This window comes from Uliginosibacterium sediminicola, from assembly GCF_039631295.1.
Classification (GTDB): domain Bacteria; phylum Pseudomonadota; class Gammaproteobacteria; order Burkholderiales; family Rhodocyclaceae; genus Viridibacterium; species Viridibacterium sediminicola.
In genome coordinates, this window is the sequence record NZ_JBDIVE010000008.1 from 104,733 (window position 1) to 126,380 (window position 21,648).

18 protein-coding genes are annotated in these 21,648 nt (G+C 63.5%); 7 read left to right on the plus strand and 11 right to left on the minus strand.

The genetic code is table 11. From position 1 onward, the window contains the following. Nucleotides 1-238: 238 nt before the first annotated feature. The 4 genes from ABDB84_RS14465 to ABDB84_RS14480 all read right to left on the minus strand — a co-directional run bounded on the left by ABDB84_RS14465 (nucleotide 239) and on the right by ABDB84_RS14480 (nucleotide 6,094). Entirely contained in the window at nucleotides 239-3,106 is a 2,868-nt protein-coding gene (locus tag ABDB84_RS14465; RefSeq protein ID WP_345920457.1) for an adenosylcobalamin-dependent ribonucleoside-diphosphate reductase, read from the minus strand. A 48-nt stretch (nucleotides 3,107-3,154) separates the two neighbouring features. Then, entirely contained in the window at nucleotides 3,155-4,006 is an 852-nt protein-coding gene (locus ABDB84_RS14470) for an HDOD domain-containing protein (RefSeq protein WP_345920458.1), read from the minus strand. Between the two features lie 113 nt (nucleotides 4,007-4,119). Next, on the minus strand, nucleotides 4,120-5,691 hold the full coding sequence (locus ABDB84_RS14475; protein WP_345920459.1) for a hypothetical protein: 1,572 nt from the start codon (nucleotides 5,689-5,691) through the stop codon (nucleotides 4,120-4,122). 181 nt (nucleotides 5,692-5,872) lie between these two features. Further along, nucleotides 5,873-6,094 (minus strand): YdcH family protein, encoded by a 222-nt coding sequence (locus tag ABDB84_RS14480; protein ID WP_345920460.1) that lies wholly within the window; start codon nucleotides 6,092-6,094, stop codon nucleotides 5,873-5,875. Between the two features lie 170 nt (nucleotides 6,095-6,264). Here ABDB84_RS14480 and ABDB84_RS14485 point away from each other — a divergent pair, with 170 nt between their 5' ends. After that, the gene (locus ABDB84_RS14485) at nucleotides 6,265-6,498 is read left to right on the plus strand and encodes a DUF3567 family protein (protein WP_345920461.1); all 234 of its coding nucleotides are present in this window, start codon (nucleotides 6,265-6,267) and stop codon (nucleotides 6,496-6,498) included. A gap of 161 nt (nucleotides 6,499-6,659) precedes the next feature. Here ABDB84_RS14485 and ABDB84_RS14490 read toward each other — a convergent pair whose 3' ends face one another. Then, entirely contained in the window at nucleotides 6,660-7,808 is a 1,149-nt protein-coding gene (locus ABDB84_RS14490) for a pectate lyase family protein (RefSeq protein WP_345920462.1), read from the minus strand. Nucleotides 7,809-8,070: 262 nt separating this feature from the next. On the opposite strand from ABDB84_RS14490, the gene greB reads away from it, so the two are divergent. Continuing rightward, nucleotides 8,071-8,619: a transcription elongation factor GreB gene (gene greB / locus ABDB84_RS14495; protein ID WP_345920463.1), complete on the plus strand. Its 549-nt coding sequence runs from the start codon at nucleotides 8,071-8,073 to the stop codon at nucleotides 8,617-8,619. Here greB and ABDB84_RS14500 read toward each other — a convergent pair. After that, a complete protein-coding gene (locus ABDB84_RS14500; RefSeq protein ID WP_345920464.1) occupies nucleotides 8,610-10,409 on the minus strand; it encodes a sensor histidine kinase in 1,800 nt (599 codons plus the stop codon). The two genes, greB and ABDB84_RS14500, sit on opposite strands and share 10 nt — an antisense overlap. 61 nt (nucleotides 10,410-10,470) lie before the next feature. Between ABDB84_RS14500 and htpG the strand changes: the two genes are divergently transcribed. Continuing rightward, entirely contained in the window at nucleotides 10,471-12,384 is a 1,914-nt protein-coding gene (htpG, locus tag ABDB84_RS14505) for a molecular chaperone HtpG (protein WP_345920465.1), read from the plus strand. Between the two features lie 319 nt (nucleotides 12,385-12,703). Beyond that, nucleotides 12,704-13,642, plus strand: a complete 939-nt coding sequence (locus tag ABDB84_RS14510; RefSeq protein WP_345920466.1) for a hypothetical protein — start codon at nucleotides 12,704-12,706, stop codon at nucleotides 13,640-13,642. Between the two features lie 5 nt (nucleotides 13,643-13,647). Here the strand turns inward: ABDB84_RS14510 and ABDB84_RS14515 are convergent, their stop codons facing one another. After that, nucleotides 13,648-14,271 (minus strand): thermonuclease family protein, encoded by a 624-nt coding sequence (locus ABDB84_RS14515; protein ID WP_345920467.1) that lies wholly within the window; start codon nucleotides 14,269-14,271, stop codon nucleotides 13,648-13,650. Between the two features lie 507 nt (nucleotides 14,272-14,778). Between ABDB84_RS14515 and ABDB84_RS14520 the strand changes: the two genes are divergently transcribed. Further along, complete coding sequence (locus ABDB84_RS14520; RefSeq protein WP_345920468.1) at nucleotides 14,779-15,852, plus strand: hypothetical protein; 1,074 nt, start codon at nucleotides 14,779-14,781, stop codon at nucleotides 15,850-15,852. Nucleotides 15,853-15,873: 21 nt separating this feature from the next. On the opposite strand, the gene ABDB84_RS14525 is transcribed toward ABDB84_RS14520, so the two are convergent. Both ABDB84_RS14525 and ABDB84_RS14530 read right to left on the minus strand, forming a co-directional pair. Beyond that, a complete protein-coding gene (locus ABDB84_RS14525) occupies nucleotides 15,874-16,566 on the minus strand; it encodes a DsbA family protein (RefSeq protein WP_345920469.1) in 693 nt (230 codons plus the stop codon). An 87-nt stretch (nucleotides 16,567-16,653) separates the two neighbouring features. Then, complete coding sequence (locus ABDB84_RS14530; protein ID WP_345920470.1) at nucleotides 16,654-17,526, minus strand: MBL fold metallo-hydrolase; 873 nt, start codon at nucleotides 17,524-17,526, stop codon at nucleotides 16,654-16,656. Between the two features lie 106 nt (nucleotides 17,527-17,632). On the opposite strand from ABDB84_RS14530, the gene ABDB84_RS14535 reads away from it, so the two are divergent. After that, nucleotides 17,633-18,514, plus strand: coding sequence for a LysR family transcriptional regulator (locus ABDB84_RS14535; protein WP_345920471.1), 882 nt, complete (start codon nucleotides 17,633-17,635; stop codon nucleotides 18,512-18,514). 9 nt (nucleotides 18,515-18,523) lie between these two features. Here the strand turns inward: ABDB84_RS14535 and ABDB84_RS14540 are convergent, their stop codons facing one another. Both ABDB84_RS14540 and ABDB84_RS14545 read right to left on the minus strand, forming a co-directional pair. Next, on the minus strand, nucleotides 18,524-19,183 hold the full coding sequence (locus ABDB84_RS14540; protein ID WP_345920472.1) for a DEAD/DEAH box helicase family protein: 660 nt from the start codon (nucleotides 19,181-19,183) through the stop codon (nucleotides 18,524-18,526). A 14-nt stretch (nucleotides 19,184-19,197) separates the two neighbouring features. Continuing rightward, nucleotides 19,198-21,204, minus strand: coding sequence for a S8 family serine peptidase (locus ABDB84_RS14545; protein ID WP_345920473.1), 2,007 nt, complete (start codon nucleotides 21,202-21,204; stop codon nucleotides 19,198-19,200). On the opposite strand from ABDB84_RS14545, the gene ABDB84_RS14550 reads away from it, so the two are divergent. After that, nucleotides 21,170-21,541 (plus strand): hypothetical protein, encoded by a 372-nt coding sequence (locus ABDB84_RS14550; RefSeq protein ID WP_345920474.1) that lies wholly within the window; start codon nucleotides 21,170-21,172, stop codon nucleotides 21,539-21,541. The genes ABDB84_RS14545 and ABDB84_RS14550 overlap by 35 nt on opposite strands. Nucleotides 21,542-21,648 lie beyond the last annotated feature (107 nt).

A 21,648-nucleotide genomic window follows, 5' to 3' on the forward strand; every position in this document is an offset into this window, starting at 1 on the left:
GCGCCATGCTGTTCAGTGAAGGCGTAGGCAGTTTTTAAGCGCTGGATATGGCATCGATATGGCATCGCAAAGCTGGCTGAGAAAGACGAAAGGTCCGCAAAGGGAAGCATGAACTGCTTTTCCTTTGCGGACCTTTGCTGTTTCTTCGCGCCCTTCGCGTCTACAGGCTGGCGCACAAAAATGCACGGTGTCTAATGCATTACTGCATGTGCGGCCTTTTCATAGCGCAGGGCTGAACTTAGCCGCAGGTACCCACGGCGCCGCAGGCGGTGCAGAAGTCGCAGCCATCCTTGCGGATCACCGACAGATTGCCGCATTCGTTGCACAGCCCGCCCTGCATCAGCTGGCTGTCGCCACGTTCACGCGGGGCTTCGAGCAGACCGCTTTCGCGGATCGGGTAGCCTTCTTCATCCAGCACGCCGAGCATGGCGTAGCGGTGGATGATCAGGCGCGCCAGATAGGCCACCGTGCTCGGCCAGTTCTGCTGACGGCGGGTGCCGGGCACGAAGGCCATGAAGTCGCCCAGCGGCTCGGGGTAGTTGAGCAGCTTGCGCAGCTTCATGCCGATCCAGCCCGGATCGACGACGCGCATGTCGAGCGACAGCAGGCGCGCCAGGCCATCGAGGGCGCGCGGGTAGTTGCCCGACAGCCACATCGAGTACGGGCGGGTGACGCCGTCGGGCAGGCTGATTTCCTTGAGGCCCAGCACGAACTCTTCGCCGGTGGCCGGGTTATTGATGTCCACCGTCCACGACAGGGTGCCATCGGTACCGGTTTTCGGTTCCTGCACGCTGAACACCGCGTCTTGCAGCGGGGTGTCGCCCTGGCTCTCGAAGGCGCCGAGCTTTTCGCAGCGGTAGCGCACGACTTGGGCAAAGGCGGAGACCACGCCGGGCACGCGGCGATGCTCGCCATGCGGCGGGAAAGGCAGCTCGAAACCGGATTCGCCGACCGTGAAGGCCAGTGCGTCGAGCTTGAGCTTGAGCCAGGCGCGGTCATTGGCGCGCATGTCCATCGACAAGGTCTTGGCGACGGCGCCGAGGCCGCGCGGCTGGTCAGCACCATTGACCCACACTTCGAAGGGGAAGGCGCCGCGCGTGCGTTCGTCTTCGCTGGCATCGGCATGGCCGACGAAGATGGCGAAGGAGCCTTGCGGGCTGCTCAGCATGTAGGTCCACGAGCTGTTGCCGTCCGGCATGTCGGGGCGGCCCGGCCAGCGCAGGCTGGAGAGCACCGGCGCGGGCAGCGAGGGAATCGTCAGGCGGCGGTTGGCGTCATTGACCACCACATCGTGCGGCGCGCGCTTCTCTTCCTTGGCCTGGGTTGATTCGACCGACAGCACCGAGCCGAGCACGCTGTTCGGGCGATAGGTGGCCAGACCCTTGAGGCCGGCCTTCCAGGCCGACATGTAGAGGTCTTCGAAGTCGCTGTACGGATAGTCTTCCGGCACATTGACGGTCTTCGAGATGCTGGTGTCGACGTAGGGCGCGACGGCCGCGACCATGTCCTTGTGCGCCTGGGCGGAGATTTCCAGCGCGGTGACGAAGTAGGGCGGCAGCGCTTCGACATTGCCGCCGAGGTGCTTGTAGAGGCGCCAGGCGTAGTCTTCAACCGCGTACTGCTTGTGGGTGCCGTCGGCCATGCGCTTCTTGCGCTGGTAAGTCCAGGAGAAGGGCGGTTCGATGCCGTTGGAGGCGTTGTCGGCAAAGGCCAGGGAGATGGTGCCGGTGGGCGCGATCGACAGCAGGTGCGAGTTGCGGATGCCGTGCTTGCGGATCTGTTCCTTGATCTCGGCCGGCAGGCGCGAGGCAAAGTTGCCGCCGGAGAGGTAGAGGTCGGCATTGAACAGCGGGAAGGCGCCACGCTCGCGGGCCAGTTCGACCGAGGCCAGGTAGGCGCGGTCGCGCATCAGGATGCTGATTTCGCTGGCCTTGGCGCGCGCCTCCGGCGTGTCGTAACGCAGACCGAGCATGATCAGCGCATCGCCCAGACCGGTGAAACCCAGGCCGACACGGCGCTTGCTGGCCGCCTCTGCCTGCTGCTGCGGCAGCGGCCAGTGGGTGGTGTCGAGCACGTTGTCGAGCATGCGCACCGAGGTGTCGACAACCTTGCCGAAGGCGGCTTCATCAAAGCGGGCCTTGGCACTGAACGGATCGCGCACGAAGTTGGTCAGGTTGATCGAGCCCAGGCAGCAGCAGCCGTAGGGCGGCAACGGTTGCTCGGCGCAGGGATTGGTGGCTTCAATCGTCTCGCAGTAGTAGAGATTGTTGTCCTTGTTCATACGGTCGAGGAACAGGATGCCCGGCTCGGCGTGGTCGTAGGTCGAGCGCATGATTTGCTCCCACAGCTCGCGTGCCGGCAGCTTGCGGTACACCCACCAGCCGTCGTCACGTTGCCAGGCGCCGGCGGCCATGATGTCGGCCGCCGGTTCGGCGCGGTGCGCCAGTTCGACTTCGCCATCGACTTCAACGGCCTTCATGAACACATCGGTCACTGCCACCGAGATGTTGAAATTGGACAGATCGCCCTTGTCCTTGGCGTGGATGAAGGCTTCGATGTCCGGGTGGTCGCAGCGCAACACGCCCATCTGCGCGCCACGGCGGGCGCCGGCCGATTCGACGGTCTCGCAGCTGCGGTCGAAAACGCGCATATAGCTCACCGGGCCGCTGGCGCGCGACTGCGTGCCACGCACCAGGGCGCCCGAGGGGCGGATGCTGGAGAAATCGTAGCCCACGCCACCACCACGGCGCATGGTCTCGGCCGCATGGGCCAGGGCCGTGTAGATGCCGGGGCGCGCATCGACTTCCTCGGTCACCGAGTCGCCAACGGGCTGCACGAAGCAGTTGATGAGGGTGGCCGACAGCTTGGTGCCGGCCGCCGAGTTGATGCGGCCGGCGGGCACGAAGCCTTGTTCCTGCGCCGACAGGAAGCGCTCTTCCCACTGTGCGCGCTTGTCTTCGGACTCGATGCTGGCCAGGGCGCGGGCCACGCGCAGGCGCACATCCAGCGCCGTTTTCTCGTCACCCTTGGCATACTTCTCGATCAATACTTCGCCCGCTATTTCCTGTTCGGTCAGCGGTGCGATGGTGGTGACTTGTTTGCTCACGTACTCACTCCGTCAATATCTTGATTTGAAAGATTCTGTTCTTGTCTCTCAGTGCAGGGGCAGTCCCAGCGAGCGCAGCATTTCCTGCAATTGCGCCTCGCAGTGACTGATCAATACCGGTAGTTCGCCCGGCTCGATGTCGGCCAGTGACAGCACATCGAGGTCGAGCTGGCCCACCATGTCGTCGAGCGCAGCCTCTGCTTCGCAGTGCTCGTCGATCTGGCGCGCCGTGTTGAGGATGGCGGCAAGGCGCAGATGCTCGCCGGCCTGTTCCGGATGCAGCTGGGCGCCCAGGGTCACGCCGATGCTCAGCGGCAGTTGCCAGGAAGAGGCCAGCGCCGCGCCGACTTCGGCAAAGTCGCAACCGATGATCTGCCGTTCGCGCTCGGCACGTGCCTTGAGCGAAGCTTGCGTGCCGTCCATGGACAGCTCGATGAGATCCGGAATCGCCTGATACATCACCAGATGCCCCATGTCGGCCAACAGGCCGAGCAGGAACACCCGTTCGCCGTCGCTCTTGTGATGCCGCTCGGCAATCCCGCGGCAGAGCAGGGCGCAGCGTACCGAGCTGCGCCAGAAGCGCGCCATGTCCATGCGATTGGGGCGGATGCCGCCAAAGCTGGTGGCGATGGCGCTGGTCAGCACCAGATCGCCGACCTGTTCCAGACCGATCAGATTGATCGCCCGGCTGACCGTTTCGATGCGCCGTGAAAAGCCGTAGAACGCCGAATTGGCCAGGCGCAGCAGGCTTGCACTGAGCGCTGGCTCGCTGCCGATCTGCTCGGCCAGTTGCTGGATGGAGGCCTCCGGATCGTCCAGCGTTCGGCGGATGCGGAAATAAACGCTGGGCAGGCTGGCCAGCTTGTCAAGACTTGCAACCAGCTCTTGAGCCACATGCATGCGCAGCACTCCGTGTTAGGCAGGGGTTGAACAGTATGCGTGAAAAAGCGCCAGCGCGCATACCTTAGGCGCAGTGCGCGCGGCGGGCTTTGACCGAGAATAAGACTGGCCGTTTAGATCCGCGTCAGCTGCCACAGCTCGCAGGAGGCCAGGCGCTCACTCACGCCCTCCAGCCGGAAGCGCAGATCGCCCTCGCGCTGCGCCACGCGCAAGACCATGCCGACCGTTACGTCATCGTGTGGCGCCAGCATCGCCGGGCCGCCGTCAAAACACACGCTGCGCGGCAGCAGGAGCACCGGAATCGAATGCGTGCTGCCATCGGCGAGCGTCTTTTCGATCAGGGTCGGCAAAGCGCTGCCGCTGAGGCGTTCGAGGCCGATATTGCAGCCCTCATCCTCATGGCGCAGCCGGCGCGTCACGCAGATGTGCACGTGGGAGCGTTCGAGCGGGCGCATCGCGACCACCTCGCCAATGCTCACCGGCAGAGTGTGTGCGCTGGCTTGGCGCAAGCCGAAGCCGGAGCGGCTCTGATCGAGAATGCGCCATTCGCTGGCCACCGACAGACCCGCACCAGCGCCTTGCAGGCGGTCTGACTCGCGGCGGCGGAAGGCGGTGCTGCTGAGGAACTGGCGGATTGCATCGAAGCCGCTGACCAGCTCGGCCAGCGGCAGGTAATCCTCGCGTGTGTGGCGCCGGGTCTTGGCCTCCGACCATTGCTCGACGCAGCGCGACAGCATGTAGGCGTAGGACGCTTCGTTGGCGACCATCGGCAAGCCCAGCTTGGTGGCGTGCAGACCCTGGCGCAGTCCGGCCAGGTGATGGCGTGCGCGTGCCAGCAGCTCGCGGCAATCGAGCACGCGCTCCTTATCGCCCAGAACCTGATCGGCGCGCAGCTGGCTCGGCCCGCGTGGGCCATTGCCGAAGACGAAGAGGCCGGCGCTGGTGTCCTCGAACAGGGAGACTTCCTTGCGCAGCTTGGCCAGATGGCCGAAGCGCTCGATGTAGAAGCGGATCCGGCCCAGTTCGCTGTTTTCCAGGCTGGCCGGATCACAGAGGCTCATCAGGCATTCGCGGGCGATGGCCTGTTCAAGGGTGTCGCTGCTGCCGGGGATTGCCGGTTGGTTGAGCAAGGCGTATTGCTCGCCAATCTCCAGCAGCTTGCGCAAGAGCTTCCAGCGACGCGGTGAGCCGGCGGCGTGCGCACGATGCACGACGGCGGAACGGCGATTGATCAGCTGTGCGGCGCGCAGCATGGCCATGGCGAAGGTCTTGCCGTGCAGGCGACGCTGGATGCTGCTCGGCTTGATCGTCTGCACAATGTGCAGATGCGCTTCGGACAGGCTTTTGAGCAGGCGGTCGGCGGTGTTGGCGGCGGCCTTGCTGGCCGAATCCAGCGGCAGGCGGCAGGCGTCCAGCTGCGCTTCGAGGCGCTTGAGCAGCGGTTCGGCGTGCTGGGCGAGCTGTTCAAGCTGGCGGAAGCGGCGGCTCGGCGAGACGCTGCTGTGGGCGACCGCCTTGGCGCGCTCGGCCAGACTGTCGAGCACCACCAGCGGCTGTTCCGCAGGCAGTCCGGCGACCCAGCTCGACATCTCGCGGGTCGAGGGCGCGATGCTGAAACTGACGGCGGGCAGGACGCTTTGCAGAAAGCCAAAGCGCGCCAGGCGGGGCGGAAGTCGGATATCCAAGTGATGCTCGCGGCGGGTCTGGAAAGGCAATCGGGCAGTACTCAGTGAGGATGAGTCTGCCCGATTGCATTATGCACCGTGGTCGGCGCACAGACAGCGGAGGCCGCGCACCGGTCGCTGCTGGCGGTCCAGCGGGCGGTGCAGCGGGTGGAAGGTGTTTTGCCGCAGCTCGGTCGCGCCCTCAGGCCAGGCTGGGTGGCGTGAGCAGGCGCTCGATCAGGGTGATGCGGTCGCGTACCATCAGGCGGCGCTTCTTGAGGCGATGAAGAACCAGCTCGTCGTCGTAAGGGGCTGCCTGTTGTCCCAGATGCGAGATGGTGTCATCGATCTGGCGATGTTCGTCGCGCAGCGATGACAGGCGGGTTTCAAGACTTGTCGCTTGCGCGATGATGCCGTCCATCATTTTTCCTCCAGCTTGTCTGAGCATGACCGTTAAAAGAGTAATGCAGCTGCTTTGCTGCATCGCCGAGAAACATTATTTTTCAACTAACGGCTTGAAGTTCCGCAGGTTTAACCCGATTTTTAAAACAAGGTCATCTTTTCGGGTGACCGATTCCGATAAAGGGGGCTGCCATGCAGGTCGTACTGAACAACCCGATTCTCTATGTGGTTGACTATCCCGATGTCGATGGTCTTGAAGCCATCGACAAGCGGCGCGCACGTGGCATGTATCTCTTTGGCGACGCAGCCCAGCGCTTTCGCGATGAGCTGGCCGATGCCCTCAAGCGTGGTGAAGGGGCTGATGAACTGGATCTGTGTATCGACCAGTTCGATGGCTTGTTCACCCAGCCTGCAATCTATCAGTGAGCGGCGGCTCGCTATCTGTTCAGCGTAGACAGCTGGCCGTGAATTAGTTCATCAGGACAAACCTCAAGTCTTTGTTGCATGCGGATTTGTTCGCCCAAGAAAACGGCCCTGCAGGCTGACGCCTGCAGGGCCGTTTCATTGCCTGAGCAAACGGTGCTGGCTTATTTCGGACCGGCGTTGGCCTGCACGATGCTCGGGATATTGGTGGTATCCGCCGTGTAGGTATAAGCGCCGACGGGCGAGCCGGTGAACGCTGCGCCGGTGATCTTGGTGCCGGTAACACCGTTGTAGGTGTTGGTGCCGCTCTTCTCGAAGAAGCTGTAGCTGTCACCCGAGGAGTCGAGGCCGAGCTGATTGCTGTTGTTGGTCAGGTAGTAGTAGTTGTACTCGGAGTAGATGACACTGCCGCTACCGATCTGGAAGGCGTTGTACTGTTGCTTCGAGTAAGCCGTGCCATTGGTGGCGGTGATCGTGCCGCTCGGTTGGCCGGTATTGTCGAAGTAGTTGTTGTAGGCATGCACCCAGCCACGGATCAGCGGACGGCCGCGCATGTTGGGGCCGAACCAGTTGTGATGCATGGTCACGCGAAGCTTGTTGCCGCCATAGGTGTAGGAGTCCGACTTGTTGGCGCCGATGACCATGGCCAGGCGTTCGCCGGCCAGATCGCTATCGGTGCCGACCCAGTTCCACACCGGATCCGGATTCATGTCGCGCCAGGCGGCCGTGAAGTAGAAGTGGTTGTAGGAGAGGGTGACATTGTCCGAGGACAGCGACACGCTCATCAGATCATCGCTGATGTCATAGAAGGTGCAGTGATCAATCCAGGCATTGCTGACGCGGCGCAGCGAGACACCCAGGTAGTTGATGCCGACATTGTTCGAGGTGCCATAGACCTGTTTGGGCAGGGCTTGCAGGTCGGCGATGCGGCCGCGGAAGGTGATGTTCTTGACGACGATGTTTTCGATATTGGTGCCGGTCGCCAGGGTTTCGCCGGAGAACTTCAGCTGGATGTTTTCCAGAATCGCTTGGCCGCCGCTGGCGCCTTCGATGGTGGTGTTGTTCCAGCTGGTGGAGGCGAAGGTCAGCGTGGTGAGCGTGGCGCCGCCGTAGATCGTGCCACTGACGATGATGTGATGATTGCCGTTGTTGAAGGCGTTCTTGAGTTCGGTCAGTGTGGTGACGGTCACTGCCGTTGCGGTTGAACCGGTGCCGCTGGAAAAGCCGCCGGTTGCAGCTTCACTCACGGCACTGAGGCCGATCAGTGAAACCACCAGCGCCATACGCGCCATGTTTTTGATGCGGTGAATCATGATTTGTGTCTCCTGATGTTTTTGTGATACCGATAACATTACGCAATCTCCGTTAAAAGAAATTGCTGTTACCGGTAACACAATAGTCTCAACTTAGTCGTTGCAAGGGTTACTAGGGATAACCTGTACGCTGCGTGACGGATTGGAGCTTGCTGCTCAATTGCCGTACGTCCCGTCCGCTGTCTGGCTCGCGTGCACAGGCGGATGAATGCCCATCCGGCGCCCAGCTCCACTAGAATCGGCCTGATTGACAGAGGTGGGCATGAGCAAGGCATTTACCAAAGAGAGTGATCAAGACGACGAGGAAGAGGCGGGCGCCACGCCGGCCTTGCCGCCGGGGACGCGTAACTACATGACGCGGCGCGGTTTCCAGATGCTCAAGAGCGAGCTGGATCAGCTGCTGCGCAAGGAGCGGCCGGAGGTGGTGCAGGTGGTGTCCTGGGCGGCCGGCAACGGTGACCGCTCGGAGAACGGTGACTACATCTACGGCAAGCGTCGCCTGCGCGAGATCGATCGGCGCATCCGGTTCCTGATCAAGCGCCTGGAGTCGGCCGAGGTGGTTGATCCGGCTGATCAGCAGAACGTCGACCAGGTCTTTTTCGGCGCCACGGTGCGCGTCTGCGATGAGGATGGCGAGGAAGCGGAATACCAGATTGTCGGCGTCGACGAAGCGAATGCCACCGAGGGGCGCATCAGCTGGATCTCGCCGATGGCGCGCACCCTGCTCAAGGCGCATGTCGGCGATACCGTCAAGCTGATGACGCCGTCGGGCCCGCGCGAGATCGATATCCTCAGCGTGCGCTACGTCTGAGTCGATGCCGCGCCGCGCCGGCGTCGCACCACGGCCAGCTGCTGCGGCAGGGTGAAGATGAAGCGAGCGCCTTCGCCGGGGCTGGATTCGGCATGGATCTGCCCGCCATGCCGTTCGATGATGCGGCGCACCGAGGCCAGACCGATGCCCATGCCGCCAAAGCCCTGATCCGCATGCAGTTGCTGGAAGGGCTGGAACAGGCGCTTGGTGTGCGCGAGGTCAAAGCCCAGGCCGTTGTCACTCACCGTGTATTGCATGCCCTCGGCCAGCGCTTCGGCGTGGATGCTGATCCGCGTGATCGGCTGGCCGCGCGTGAATTTCCAGGCATTGTGCAGCAGGTTGTAGAGCGCATTGCGCAGCAGAGCTTCATCGCCCTCGGCATGCAGGCCGGGCTGTACGCTGAGCTCGGCCTGACGCTCGGGCTCGGTGATCTGCAGCTCGGCAAAGATCTCTTGCGCCATCTGGCTCAGCTGCAGCGGTTTGATATTGAGCGGGCGGCGCGACACATTGGCGAGGTTGAGCAGTTCATCGATCAGCTCGCCCATGCGCACGCTGGCGCGGGTGATGCGCGAGAGGTGGTCGTGGGCCGTCTCGTCAAGCTGCTCGGCGCAGTCTTCGCGCAAGGCGTGGGCAAAGCCGTTGATGGCGCGCAGCGGCGTGCGCAGATCGTGTGACACCGAGTAGCTGAAGCCGACCAGGTCGCGATTCGATTGCTCTAGCTCGGCGGTGCGCTGGCGCACGCGTTCTTCCAGCGAGGCGTTGATGTCGGCCAGCTCGGCGCGGTCGCGCTCGCGCTGGCGCGCATCGCGAAAAATCACCCAGGTACTCAGGGCCAGCAAGCCCAGCAGCAGGGCGCCGCCGACCACCAGACGGGTGCGCATCTCGAAGTAGTTGCGCAGTGCGACGTTGCGTGGCCGTGCGATGCCGACCAGCAAGGGGTAGTTCTGCAAGCGTCGCCAGGCGACCACACTCTGCTGTCCATCGTTGTTCTGTTCGCCGCTGAAGGCCTGCATTGTGCTGGGACCGGTGTCGAGCATGGCGGGCGGCGCTGGCAGGCGGCGGCTGTTGCCGTCCTGCGGTGGAAAGCGCAGCAGGCTGCGGCCGTCGCTGGCCAGCAGGCTGATGCTGTCACCTGGCGCGAACTGGATGTCATGGTAGAACTCGTCGAAGTAACGGCTGCTGATCCAGCCGCTGACCGCGCCGATGTGTTGCCCGCCCAGGCCACGGATCGGCCGCGTCACCGGGATGAACCATTCCTCGCCTTGACGCTTGAGCCATTTGACCGGCGTTGCAATCGTCAGCGTGTCCTCGATCTTTCCGGCAGCGCTTGTAGGCGGGCTCAGCGCCATGCGCAGCCAGTTCTGCTGCACCAGCAGCAGCGGTTCGCCGCTGACATCGCTGATCGCCAGTGCGCCAGCCTCGGGCGCAGCCTGCAGCCAGTTACGCGCATAGATGCTCAGCGTGGCGAGCGCTTCAGGGCGGATGTGGGTGTCGTTGGCGAGCAGGCGGGCGAGAAACTGCAGGCTGGTATCGACGTGGCCGATGGTGCGTGTGACGTGCTCTTCGAGTGCCCGCGCCAGGCTGGTCAGCTCGGTTTGCTGGCGTTCCAGCTCGCGCTGGCGGTCGCGCGCTTCCAGCGCCCAGATGCTGCCGATGATGAGCACGGCAATCAGCGCATAGGCACCAAAGAAGCTGCGTGCCAGGCTGTTGTAGCGGCGCGCCGCCGGCATGACAGGCGTCTGCGGCGTCGATGCAGTCGATTGCGATGGGGGCTCTTGAATCGTGCTCATTGCGCCCCATATTACGTCGGTCTCCCAAACCTTAGTTTCACGAACAGAAGGAGTTATTCCCATGTCCGACACCGTACAAGCCGAAAAACGCGGTTTCCAGGCCGAGGTCAAGCAGCTCTTGCACCTCATGATCCACTCGCTGTATTCCAACCGCGAGATCTTCCTGCGCGAGCTCGTTTCCAACGCTTCGGATGCCTGTGACAAGCTGCGCTTTGAGGCGCTCGACAAGGCCGAGCTGTTCGAGTCCGACAGCGAGCTGAAGATCCGCGTCGCCTTTGACAAGGCCTCGCGCACCATCACCATCTCGGACAACGGCATCGGCATGAGCCGCGATGACGCCATCGCGCATCTGGGTACCATCGCCAAGTCCGGCACCAAGGAATTCTTCTCCAAGCTCTCCGGCGACAAGCAGCAGGATGCCAATCTGATCGGCCAGTTCGGCGTCGGCTTCTACTCGGCCTTCATCGTCGCCGACAAGGTCACCGTACTGACGCGCCGTGCCGGTCTGGCGGCCGATGCTGGCGTGAAGTGGGAATGCTCGATGGCTGGTGACGAAGCGGGCGAATACACGGTCGAGCCCTACACCAAGGCGATCCGCGGCACCGACATCATCCTCCACCTGCGCGACGGCGAAGACGACCTGCTCTCCGGCTGGAAGCTGCGCAGCATCCTGCGCAAGTATTCCGACCACATCATCCAGCCGATTCTCATGCGCAAGGAAGAGTGGAACCAGGAGAAGGCCGAGAACATCCTCAGCGACGAGGAAGAGACCGTCAACCAGGCCAATGCGCTGTGGACGCGTGCCAAGAACGACATCTCGGACGACGACTACAAGGCTTTCTACAAGCACATCTCGCACGACTACGAAGACCCGCTGGCCTGGAGCCATGCGCGCGTCGAAGGTCGTCACGAATACACGCAGCTGCTCTACATCCCCAAGCGCGCACCGTTCGACCTGTGGGACCGCAACACGCAACACGGCTTGAAGCTCTACGTGCGCCGCGTCTTCATCATGGACGAAGCCGAGAAGCTGCTGCCGCACTACCTGCGCTTCGTGCGCGGCATCGTCGATTCGGCTGATCTGCCGCTCAATGTCTCGCGTGAAATCCTGCAAGAGAGCAAGGACGTCGACACCATCCGCGGTGGTTGTTCCAAGAAGGTGCTGGGTCTGCTCGAGGACCTCGCCGAGAATCGCAAGGAAGACTACACCGAGTTCTGGGGCCAGTTCGGCCGCGTGCTCAAGGAAGGCCTCGGCGAAGATCACGCCAACAAGGACAAGATCGCTGGCCTGCTGCGCTTTGCCTCGACCCACCTCGATTCGCCCGAAGAGTCCGTCTCGCTCAAGGACTACATCGGCCGCATGAAGGAAGGCCAGGAGAAGATCTACTACGTCACCGCCGAGAGCTTCAACGCCGCCAAGAACAGCCCGCACCTCGAAGTGTTCCGCAAGAAAGGCATCGAAGTGCTGCTGCTCGCCGACCGCATCGACGAATGGGCGGTGAGCTACCTCACCGAATTCGACGGCAAGGAAGTCGTCTCTGTCGCCAAGGGCGGCCTCGACCTGGGCAAGCTCGAAGACGAGGAAGAGAAGAAGAAAGTCAGCGAACTGGCCGAAGAGTTCAAGCCCCTGGTCGAGAAGATCCAGGCTTCGCTCGGCGACAAGGTCAAGGAAGTGCGCGTCACCAACCGCCTCACCGACAGCCCGGCCTGCCTGGTCGTCGACGAGCACGACATGGGCGCCAACCTCGCCCGCATGCTAAAGGCCGCCGGCCAGAACGTACCGACCAGCGCACCGATCCTCGAAATCAACACCGAGCATCCTTTCGTGGTGCGTCTGAAGAGCGAGGAAGCCAAGTTCGACGACTGGACCGCAGTGTTGTTCGACCAGGCGCTGCTGGCAGAAGGCGGCACCCTGGATGATCCGGCGACTTTCATCAAGCGCATGAATCAGCTGATGTTGGATCTCAGCAAGTAATCCCAGAGGCCGCAGTCGCGGCCTCTTTTTTTGCCCGGATACACGAGCTCAGCGGAGTCATCGATGAGCTCTGCCTCGATACGCCGCTGCGCGGCACGCGTCACGAACGGGTGGAGAGGGGCTAAGCTTGGCGAGGGGTATTCCGCGAACAAGCTTCGGCGCGGTGTTATGTGCCGAATGTGCTGGTCGAGGGCGAGGCGGGCGAGCAGCATCACGGGCACAGGGTGGCTGTTTGCCTTGGCTCATGCTGTGGTCTGATTCTCAACCTGTTCTATGCAAAAATCCTTATGCTTTTCGCACATTACATAAGGAGACATTTGTGAGGCCTTTCTTCCGTCTGTTTGCGCTGGCCCTTTTTCTCTTGCCCAGCATATCGTCTGCTACGCGTCTGACTGTGTTGCCTGAAGTGGGCGTGTTGCCGCAGGTGCGTCTGGGCGGGGTTCAGGTCGAGGATTGCGATTGGAGCGCGCAGCTGGTGAAAACGCTCAGTGTGGCCGTGGCCAAGGGTAATTACACGCAGATCAGCGGGCATCAGGCCTTGCAGCTGAGCCTTGCGCTGCGCCGCCGGGATGTCGCGCAGCGCGGGCTGGCGTTCGAGGCGGATGTCGGTTTGCGTGTTGGTCTGCTGGCGGGTGGTCACATGATAGCCAGCACCGATGCCGTTGATGAGCGCGAGGGCGTCAAGGCGCCGAGTCAGGCATGTGATGCCTTGCGTGCGGTGGTGCCGGCTCTGGTGGAATCGATCGGGGACTGGCTGAGCGAGGTTCAGGTGCCGCAATGTGCGCAGGACTGCGAAGACGTTCTGCCGGATCAGCCCTTGTTTGTGGCAGCCTCGATTACCGAGATTGCCGCCGGCGTGCGTAACGATGCTGCGCGCGACGAATGCCGCTGGCTGGACTACATGCCGGCCCAGATAGCGGGCGCCTTCAACCAGCTGGACAAGAACGTCTATATGCAAGCGCCGCCGCTGATCGTTAAGAAAAATCACCAGCCTGCGCCGGGTGTGCGGACCCTGATCTTGAAGCTCGGCGATGCACGCAGCACAGCGAATGGATCATCCGCCAATTTGCCGGACCTGCGTGGCGAACTCTACGCCGGGCGGATGCTGCTGGGCAGCTTCCAGACCAAGCCGCGCTCCAGCACTTTTGGCTCGGCTTTCGGCGCCAGCCTGTGCAATCAGCTGGTAAGTCTGAGCGACAAGGCTGCTGAAGCCATTGCCGAGTGGCTGAAGCTGCCCAGGCTCGACGCTCAGCTTTGAGTTTCTTATTTGGCGGGCGCGGATTGCGCCACCGCTGCGCTCTGCAGCTGCTCGCCGATGATCGATGCCTCGCCCAGGGGCATCGCCCACATGCCTACTTTGTCGGCCTTGGCGCGGGCCTGCAGTGCATGCAGGTCCTTGCGCGCCGGCGAGGCGGTGGCGAGGCCGGCGGAGACCAGGGATTCGCCGACGTGTTCGGTGCCCACCTGCACGTCGCCTTCGAGCACGCCATCGGGCGCGATGCGCACGTTGGTGACCAGCACATTGCGACCGAACACCAGGGTGCGTAGCGCCAGGTCGGCGTCGTAGGCTGCCTTCTGGTCCTCCGGCAGGCTCAGGTCGCGTACGCGCAGATTGGCCAGCTCGTTGGCGGCGAGGGATTTATCCACGGTGATCGACATGGTGATGCCGTTCGAGGTGGTCATCACGAAGCCACGGAAGCTGGCCGGTACCTTGCGCGGATCAATCACCTGCTGGGTTGGCGCATCGATCGGATTGCCCAGCGCCGAATATTGGGCGGCCGAGCTGATCTTGATCTCCTCGGCCGGCTTGTTCAGCCCGAAGTAGTAATAGGCGCCGGCTGCGCCGAGTGCTGCGACAAGCGTGACTGCGAGGAGGATTTTTTTCATGGCGATTTTATTGTTTTTGAAACGTGTGGTCGGTAGCTGGATGGCGAGGGGGCATCTTGCTGCAGGGTTTTTAAGGCTCTGTCATGCGCAGTATATCGTCCAAGCTATTTTTGGCGCGGCTTGTTATGCATGGGGCTCTTCGCGTAAGCACGTGGCGTCGAGGACATTATTGTCGCAGTGCTCGGGGTTTTCGCGCGACGGCGAGGCGGCAAGGTGATAAACGGCGTGCTTTGCGCCCCTGCTGGTCATTCGCCGGGGGCTCGACGTCGCAGCCGGATGGATGCCAAGCCGGCTGAGGGGCTAAACGCCTGCAACACAGGCAGGTGGATGTCCTACACTGGGAGTGGATGTTGCTCTGACAGGCAGAATTCCAAGCCTGTTGCCTGAGTTGCGAGAGACACGCTGATGAACGCTAATTCCACACTTTCACCGAGCGGGCTGGCAGGGCTCTCTGGCCTTACGCCAGTGGCATTCTCTGCGCTGAGCGGTGCAAGTGGCAGCAGCAGCGTGCAGCTGACTCCCACGCCGTCGAGCATCGTGCAGCTCTCGGGGCTGGCCCAGGTGCTGTCGGCCAGCGCCAGCCTGGGCAGCAGCATTCAGTCACTGCAGGGCGAAGCACGGACGGCCACGCCGGACAGCGTGCAGAGCGCTGCGACAAGCTTTGTCGCGGCCTTCAATCAGCTGCAGGGCAAGCTTGGCGAGGCCGCATTTCTTTCTGGCGATGGCGCTGCGGACAACTTGATTGAAAATTTCGCCTTGAGTCTGAACGCAGCGAGCACGGCGAAGACTGATGCCTCGCTGGCCAGCCTGCAGGCAATGGGCATCCGCGTCGAGGTGTCGACAGCGCAGGGGAGCGGACAAGTCCTGCTGAGCCTGCAGCTGGACCCGACGCGCCTGGACGCGGCGGCGACGGACGATCCCGCTGGCACCCTGCGTACGCTGGGCGAGGCCGCCGCCAGTCTGCTGGCGCCCATCACCCGTTTTGAGGCGCAGGCCAGCAGCTCGGCCAGCGCGCTGGCCGGTGGCGAGCTGAGCAGCGGCGAGCTGCTCGCGAATCTGCTCAGCAGTACGGCCAGCACTGCAGGCACGCAATTGATCACCCCGGACATCAGCAGCCTGGCGGTCGACAGCAGTAGCGGCCCGGTGGCGCGCAGCGCGGCAGTGACGGCCACATCGCTTGCCGACACGACGCGTGCGAGCAGCGTACAAAGCACCGCGATGACAGCGCCAGCGCAGACGAGTGCAGCCCGGACGACTGTCAATGCCGAGCCCGCCGAGGCCCGTGTGGTGGCAGATCAGACCGAGCTGAGCGTGGCGGAGACGACTGACTCCACCGCGCCAAGTCCGAGCCAGACCGCTGCGACACAAAGCGCCGCCGCGCAGGGCGCGGTGCGGCCAGCCATGGCCGATCCGGCGCTCAGCACCCAGGCGGCCAATCCTTTCTACGCCGGCAGTGTAGCGGCCTATCTGCAGAATGCCCTGAGTCCGCCTGCGTCGGCCGCCCGCCCGCTGGAGATCGAGTTGCCCGAACCGGTGGCGGCGGTGGCGGCGGTCAGGGCCGTACGCGGACTGTCGGCCTGAGCGCTGGTTCGCTCGGACTACTCAGATCGCGCAGCCGTCGACACCGCATTGCGGCAGGCTCGTCGCCTGTGCCGGCGCCGGTACCCGTGCGCTGAGGAAGTCCGTCCAGGCTTGCGGCTGACCCAGGAAGCGGCCGATGTCCAGCGTCTCCAGGCGACCGTCGGCGTGTTCCAGCGCGATGGTCGGGAAGCCCTGGCCGCCCGCGCGCGCCAGCCACTGGCGGCTGTCGCGGAAATGCGCATCGGTGGCTGCACCTTCCAGGCGCTCGAAGGCGGCCTTGAAGCTGGCCTCATCCAGCCCCAGCTCCGCAGCAAGCGCGAGGATCACGCTTTGATCCGCGATGCGGCGACCTTCGGCATAGTGTGCGTGCTGCAGGCGATGCGCCATCTCCAGACCGCGTCCGGCAAGCTCTTCGGCGGCGAGGATGGCGGTGCTCGGCGGTGCCGAATCCATCAGCGCCGTGTTGTCGCGCAGCAGGCCTTCGAAATAGGCCTCGCCGAAGGGCTGGCCGGTGAGCTGGGCGATGCGCTGGTCATGCGGCATGACGTAGTCGCGCCATTGCGGTGTCACGTGCTGGCGGCGCGCGCCGGTGAGCATGCCGCCGCTGTGGAACGTGATTTTGAGGCCCGGCAGGGCCTGGCTGGCCTTGATCAGCGGCGCCACGGCGTAGCACCAGCCGCAGAGCGGGTCGAAAATGTAGTGCAGGTTTGTCATGCTGTGTCCTTTCGCGGCAAGCCGGCCAAAGCTGGCGCGGCTTGCCCGGGAGTCTGGGATTCGGCTTGTGGGTTCAGTTGCCTGCGCTTACCACTTCATCTCGCCCTTGATCACCTTGGCCGAGATCTCGAGGCTGGCCGGTTCGCCGACATCGGGGTAGCTGGTCTTCATGGCGCCAATCAGTTCGGCTGAATCCTTGGCCTTGGCCGCTTCGGCTTCGAACTTCTGGATGTAGCCGCTGGTGAACTTTACCGCAGCCAGACCCTTGGGCGCGGCGCCCAGGTAGTGGCCGGGCACCACGGCGACCGGCTTCAGTGCCGCGATGCTGTTGAGCGTGGCCTGCCAGTTCTGACGCGATTGCGGGCTTTGCGTATCAGCGATCCAGACGTGGGTAGCGCTGAACACATTGATGCCGCCGGTAACCGTCTTCAGCGAGGGAATCCACAGGTAGCTGCGCTCCGGCGCCGCACTCTTGAGGCCCTTGATGCTGATGCGCTGACCTTCGAGCTTGAGCGTGTCGCCCTTGATCACTTCGGGCAGCACCAGCTTTTGCGGCGCGTTGTTCTTGAGGATCGGGCCCCAGTAGGCGAGCTTGCCGTCCATCGTTGCCTTGATGTGCTCGACCGTCGGCGCGGTGGCGAGGATCTTGGCTGCGGGGAAGGCGGCCTGGATCACGTCGAGACCGAAGTAGAAGTCCGGATCGCCGTGGCTGATATAGACCGTGCTCAGCGTCTTGCCGCTGGCCTTGATCTTCTGCACCAGGGCTTCGGCGTCGTTGCGCTGGAACTGCGCGTCGACAAGGATCACCTCGTGTGCGCCGGCAATGATTGTCGAGCTGACCGGGAAGATTGCTTTGTCGCCCGGGTTGTAGACCTCCAGGCTCAGGCCGGCGGCGCCTGCTGAGCTGGCGGCCAGCAGGCCGAGGGTGGCGAGGGTGAGGGAAATCGAGCTGCGCTTCATGGTGTTCGTCCTTGTGTGTGCGTTGCGATGGCTGAATCTTAGGTTGCACATATCGAACGAAAAAGCCGCTATAGTGCAATGAATAGTTGCGTCAATCGGACGAATCATGGACCGCATCCTCGCCGCACAAGTCTTTGTGAACATCAGCGAACGCGGCAGCCTGGCGGCGGCGGCCGAGGCGCTGGATATGTCGCGCGCCATGGTGACGCGTTATCTGGCAGAGATGGAGGATTGGGCCGGCGCCCGCCTGCTGCACCGTACGACGCGTCGCCTGGGGCTGACAGCGGCCGGCGAGGTCACCCTGGCGCGCTGCCGCGAGATGCTGGCGCTGGCCGAGCAGATGCCTTCGGCGGCCGATGCGGCGGCGGCTGAACCGGCCGGCATGTTGCGTATTGCCTGTGCGCAGTCCTTGGCGCAGGCCAGCCTGGCTTCGGCGGTGGCGGCGTATCTGCAGCGCTACCCGCGCACGGCGGTCGATTTGCTGATCGGCAACAAGGCGATCAATCTGGTGGAAGAGCGCATCGATCTGGCGATCCGCATCACCAACCAGCTCGATCCCAATCTCATCGCCCGCCCGCTGGGCTCATGCCCCTCGCTGATCTGCGCAGCGCCGTCCTACCTCAAGGCGCACGGCACGCCACAACGCGCCGAGGATCTGGCCCTGCACAACTGCCTGACCTATTCCTACTTCGGCAAGAGCTTGTGGAATTTCGAACGCGACGGCGAAGCGCTGAGCGTGCCGGTCAGCGGCAATCTCAGCGCCAATGAATCCCTGGTGCTGTTGCAGGCAGCCGTGGCTGGCGCCGGCATCACCATGCAGCCGGTGTATTCGGCGGCGCCGCTGATTGCCAGCGGTGCGCTGCTGGCGATCCTGCCGCAGGAAACACCACAGGCCTTGGGCATCCACGGCATCTACAGCTCGCGCCAGCACCAGTCGGCGACCCTGCGCAGCATGCTGGACTTTCTCGTCGACTGGTTCCGCGACTGAGCGGGAGACTTATTTGTAGCGCTGTGGCGTCGGGGCCGGGATGAGGTTGGCGCTGGCGATGCGCTGATCCCGGCGCAAGCGCGTCTGGACCTCGCCGATCTTGTCGACGCCAACGGCAACCTGGATGTAGTTGCTGTTGGCGAACACGGTCGCCAGCTCCGGATGTGCGGCGGCATAGCTGGCGGCGCTGCCGGGCGTGGCCATGACCAGGGTCAGCCCGGCCTGGCGGTAGCTCAGTTGCCCGCTTTCCGGGTCGCGCAAGGCGACAAGATCCGTGATGCCGGGGATCTCCGCCTTGCCGAGCTTTTTCGCGCCGATGACTTGCCACAGCCGCCCATCGATCTGCACGGCGCTCTCGCCGGACGGAATCTGATCGAGCTGCAGTATTTGCGCCAGTGATTCGCGGCTCATGTTCGCCAGGGTATTGCCATTACCCGGCGGCAGGCTGGGCGGGGCAGGCTGGGCTTCGGCATCCTGCGGCGAATTCGCACCGCTACCACCACCGCCCGCTGAGGGCTGCCCCGCGCCGCTTGCGGCCGAGGCGGCGAGGGCCGCCGCTGGTGCGGCGCCCTCATCGGCAGCGTGGCTGTTGGCCATGACGATCAGCCCGACAAGCAGCGCGATTACAATCACCACCAGTGCTCCCCAGATCCATCGTTTAGCGAGCATTCTGCCAGCACTCCTTACAGGCTGTAGGACGTGAGTGTGGCCTTAACATCGGCGCTGCTCTTGAAGCTCACGCCGGTGCCCACACTCATGACCTTGACCGACCAGGTGCCGCTGAGCGCTTCACCATAGAAGGCATTGGTGAAGATGCGCAGCTTTTGCTGACCGCCAACTTGCAGCAGATTGGGGCCGACCGCCAGGTTCGAGGGGTTGTAACGCGAGCCGGCGAGGAAGTTGCCAAAGGCCGGCAACACCACCGAATTGACGCCGCTGCTGGCCCCTGCGGGGATGTGCTGCAGCTCGATCTGCACGGAGCCGAGATTGAGCGGCGAGCCCGTGGTGTTGTTGAGCGTCACATCGATCTGCATGGTGCCGGTCGGCACGGCGGAGGAGAAGCTCGGCGTCAGCGTCTGGATGACGGTATTGGCCTTGCTGCTGCTACCCGCGTCGAGCGAAGCGGTGGTCGAACTGATGCGCGAACTGTCGATGTCGCCGCTACGACGGCCCGCCGGGGTGCTGAAGTTCTGTGCCAGCGTCACGGCCGCCGTCGCATCCACCAGACCAAAGCCATAGCGGTTGTGGAAGTTAAAGCCCGCTGCATTGGTCTGCCAGGCCGGCATGATGTCGATGCTGCCTGCTGCGCCATTGCCGGTGAAGCTCACCGCAGCGGCGCTGGCATCCACCTTGCGCGCGGTCTTGGCAAGGATGTAGCCGACGTCTTGCCAGCTCAGGTTGGCATTCTGTTCGAGCATCAGCGCGACCACGCCAGCGACCGAGGGCGTGGCGGCCGAAGTGCCGTTCATGGTGCCGGTGTAGTTGCAGTTGGTGTCATTGCTCGAACGGCCAAACAGGTCGGCAATCCGCTTGGGGAACCATTCGCTGTTGAAGATCGCATCGATCAGGGCGGTGAAGAAGGCACGCCAGCCACCACTCGGGCGCGTCACCGTGGTGCCCTGGGCATTGGTGATCGAATCGGGATTGTCAGCGCCGGCGCCGCAGCCCTGATTGTCGGTGGTGACGATGGCTGCGCGATCCGTGCCGAATTCGCCGCCGAAACCGGTAATCCAGTTGGCCGCCGAGGCGCTCGAATAGGTCGAGGCGAGGCCGGTGTTGGAGATCGCGGCAACCTGATACATGTACGGCTTGTTCATGTAGGTCTGGTTGCTGTCACCGCAGCTGACCGGCGCCGACAGGAGGCCATTGATCAGCGGTGCGCCGTCCTGCGCGTTGAACAGCGCCTGGATGGCGGCGACGCTGGAGCAGTCGGTCGTAATCCTGGTGGTGCCATCCTTCAGCAGCGCATTGGCGTCAGTCTGGTACTCATTACCGGTGGCTTGCAGGTAGATATTGCCCTTGCCGCCGCGACCGTTCTTGACGCCCCATTGCACAGCCTGATGGATCGGGTCCGCGTCGGCGTCCGTGGCGGGAATATCCAGCGGCAGGGCTGCGTCATAGCCGGCGCTGTAGTTGAAGATGGCGACGCCGTCGGCGCGAGAGGCGAACTGCGTGGTCGTCGCATCACCCGTTGCGGCCAGGCTCTTGGCGCCAAAGGCGAGCAGTTGCTGGTTGTTCTGGTTGGCGCCGGAATAGCCGACCAGAGAGGCATAAGGTGCCGTGCCGCGCGAGCCCTTGCCGTTCCAGCCGACTGCAGCAGCGACCCCTGCGACGCCGGTGCCGTGGTCGAGCGACTTGGCATTGGCAGCAGGTGTCGGGTCGTCACTGCTCTTGGTGAAATTGAAGGACTTGGTCGTCGTGGTGCTGACCACATTGGCGGCCAGATCTTCGTGGGTCACATCCAGACCGCTGTCGATCACGGCAATCGTGACGCCCTTGCCGGTGCAGCCTTTGCCAGCGTTGTGCGCGGCTTTGACATTGGCATCAATGCCGGCCAGTGCGCCGGTATTGTCGTCGGCCGATACGACCTGAGTTGCGCCGGTATTTTCCAGGTGCCAGGCGGCGCTGTAGAGCGGGTCAGCTGCGCCGGGGGCATTGCTGGGGCCGGTCGAGCCGCAGAAGGCGGTCACGCTGCTGGCGCTGGATGCCGCGCTACTCGCCGCCGTGCTACTCGCAGCCGCGCTGCTGGTGCTGCTCGTGGCCTTGCTGCTGGCGGCGCTGCTTGCTGCGGCACTGCTGGCTACCGCACTGCTGGCGGCTGCACTGCTGGCGGCGGAACTGGAACTGCTGCTCGGCGTTGCACTGCTGGTCGAGCTGCTTGAGTTGCTACTGCTGGCGGCAGCGCTACTTGCATTGCCTGCCGATGAAGATGTGTTGCCCGATAAAGCCGTGCTCGTGCTGGGGCTGCCGCCACCGCCGCCGCAACTGGCCAGAACCAGTGTGCTCAGCAGGCAGAAGACGAGGTGATTGATTGCGGTCCGACGCATGCAGTAACTCTCCCTGAAGCTTGATTGGCCTGGGCGTACAGCACTCAGTCAAGACCGCTGCCCGCCCTTGGTAACTTTTTGACGAGC

Coding starts and splice junctions, on each gene's coding strand:
- ABDB84_RS14540 (WP_345920472.1), bottom strand. CDS start 19,183: ATGCTCGCTAAACGATGGATCTGGGGAGCACTGGTGGTGATTGTAATC.
- ABDB84_RS14485 (WP_345920461.1), top strand. CDS start 6,265: ATGCAGGTCGTACTGAACAACCCGATTCTCTATGTGGTTGACTATCCC.
- ABDB84_RS14500 (WP_345920464.1), bottom strand. CDS start 10,409: ATGAGCACGATTCAAGAGCCCCCATCGCAATCGACTGCATCGACGCCG.
- ABDB84_RS14480 (WP_345920460.1), bottom strand. CDS start 6,094: ATGATGGACGGCATCATCGCGCAAGCGACAAGTCTTGAAACCCGCCTG.
- ABDB84_RS14530 (WP_345920470.1), bottom strand. CDS start 17,526: ATGAAGCGCAGCTCGATTTCCCTCACCCTCGCCACCCTCGGCCTGCTG.
- ABDB84_RS14470 (WP_345920458.1), bottom strand. CDS start 4,006: ATGCATGTGGCTCAAGAGCTGGTTGCAAGTCTTGACAAGCTGGCCAGC.
- greB (WP_345920463.1), top strand. CDS start 8,071: ATGAGCAAGGCATTTACCAAAGAGAGTGATCAAGACGACGAGGAAGAG.
- ABDB84_RS14515 (WP_345920467.1), bottom strand. CDS start 14,271: ATGAAAAAAATCCTCCTCGCAGTCACGCTTGTCGCAGCACTCGGCGCA.
- ABDB84_RS14525 (WP_345920469.1), bottom strand. CDS start 16,566: ATGACAAACCTGCACTACATTTTCGACCCGCTCTGCGGCTGGTGCTAC.
- ABDB84_RS14535 (WP_345920471.1), top strand. CDS start 17,633: ATGGACCGCATCCTCGCCGCACAAGTCTTTGTGAACATCAGCGAACGC.
- htpG (WP_345920465.1), top strand. CDS start 10,471: ATGTCCGACACCGTACAAGCCGAAAAACGCGGTTTCCAGGCCGAGGTC.
- ABDB84_RS14490 (WP_345920462.1), bottom strand. CDS start 7,808: ATGATTCACCGCATCAAAAACATGGCGCGTATGGCGCTGGTGGTTTCA.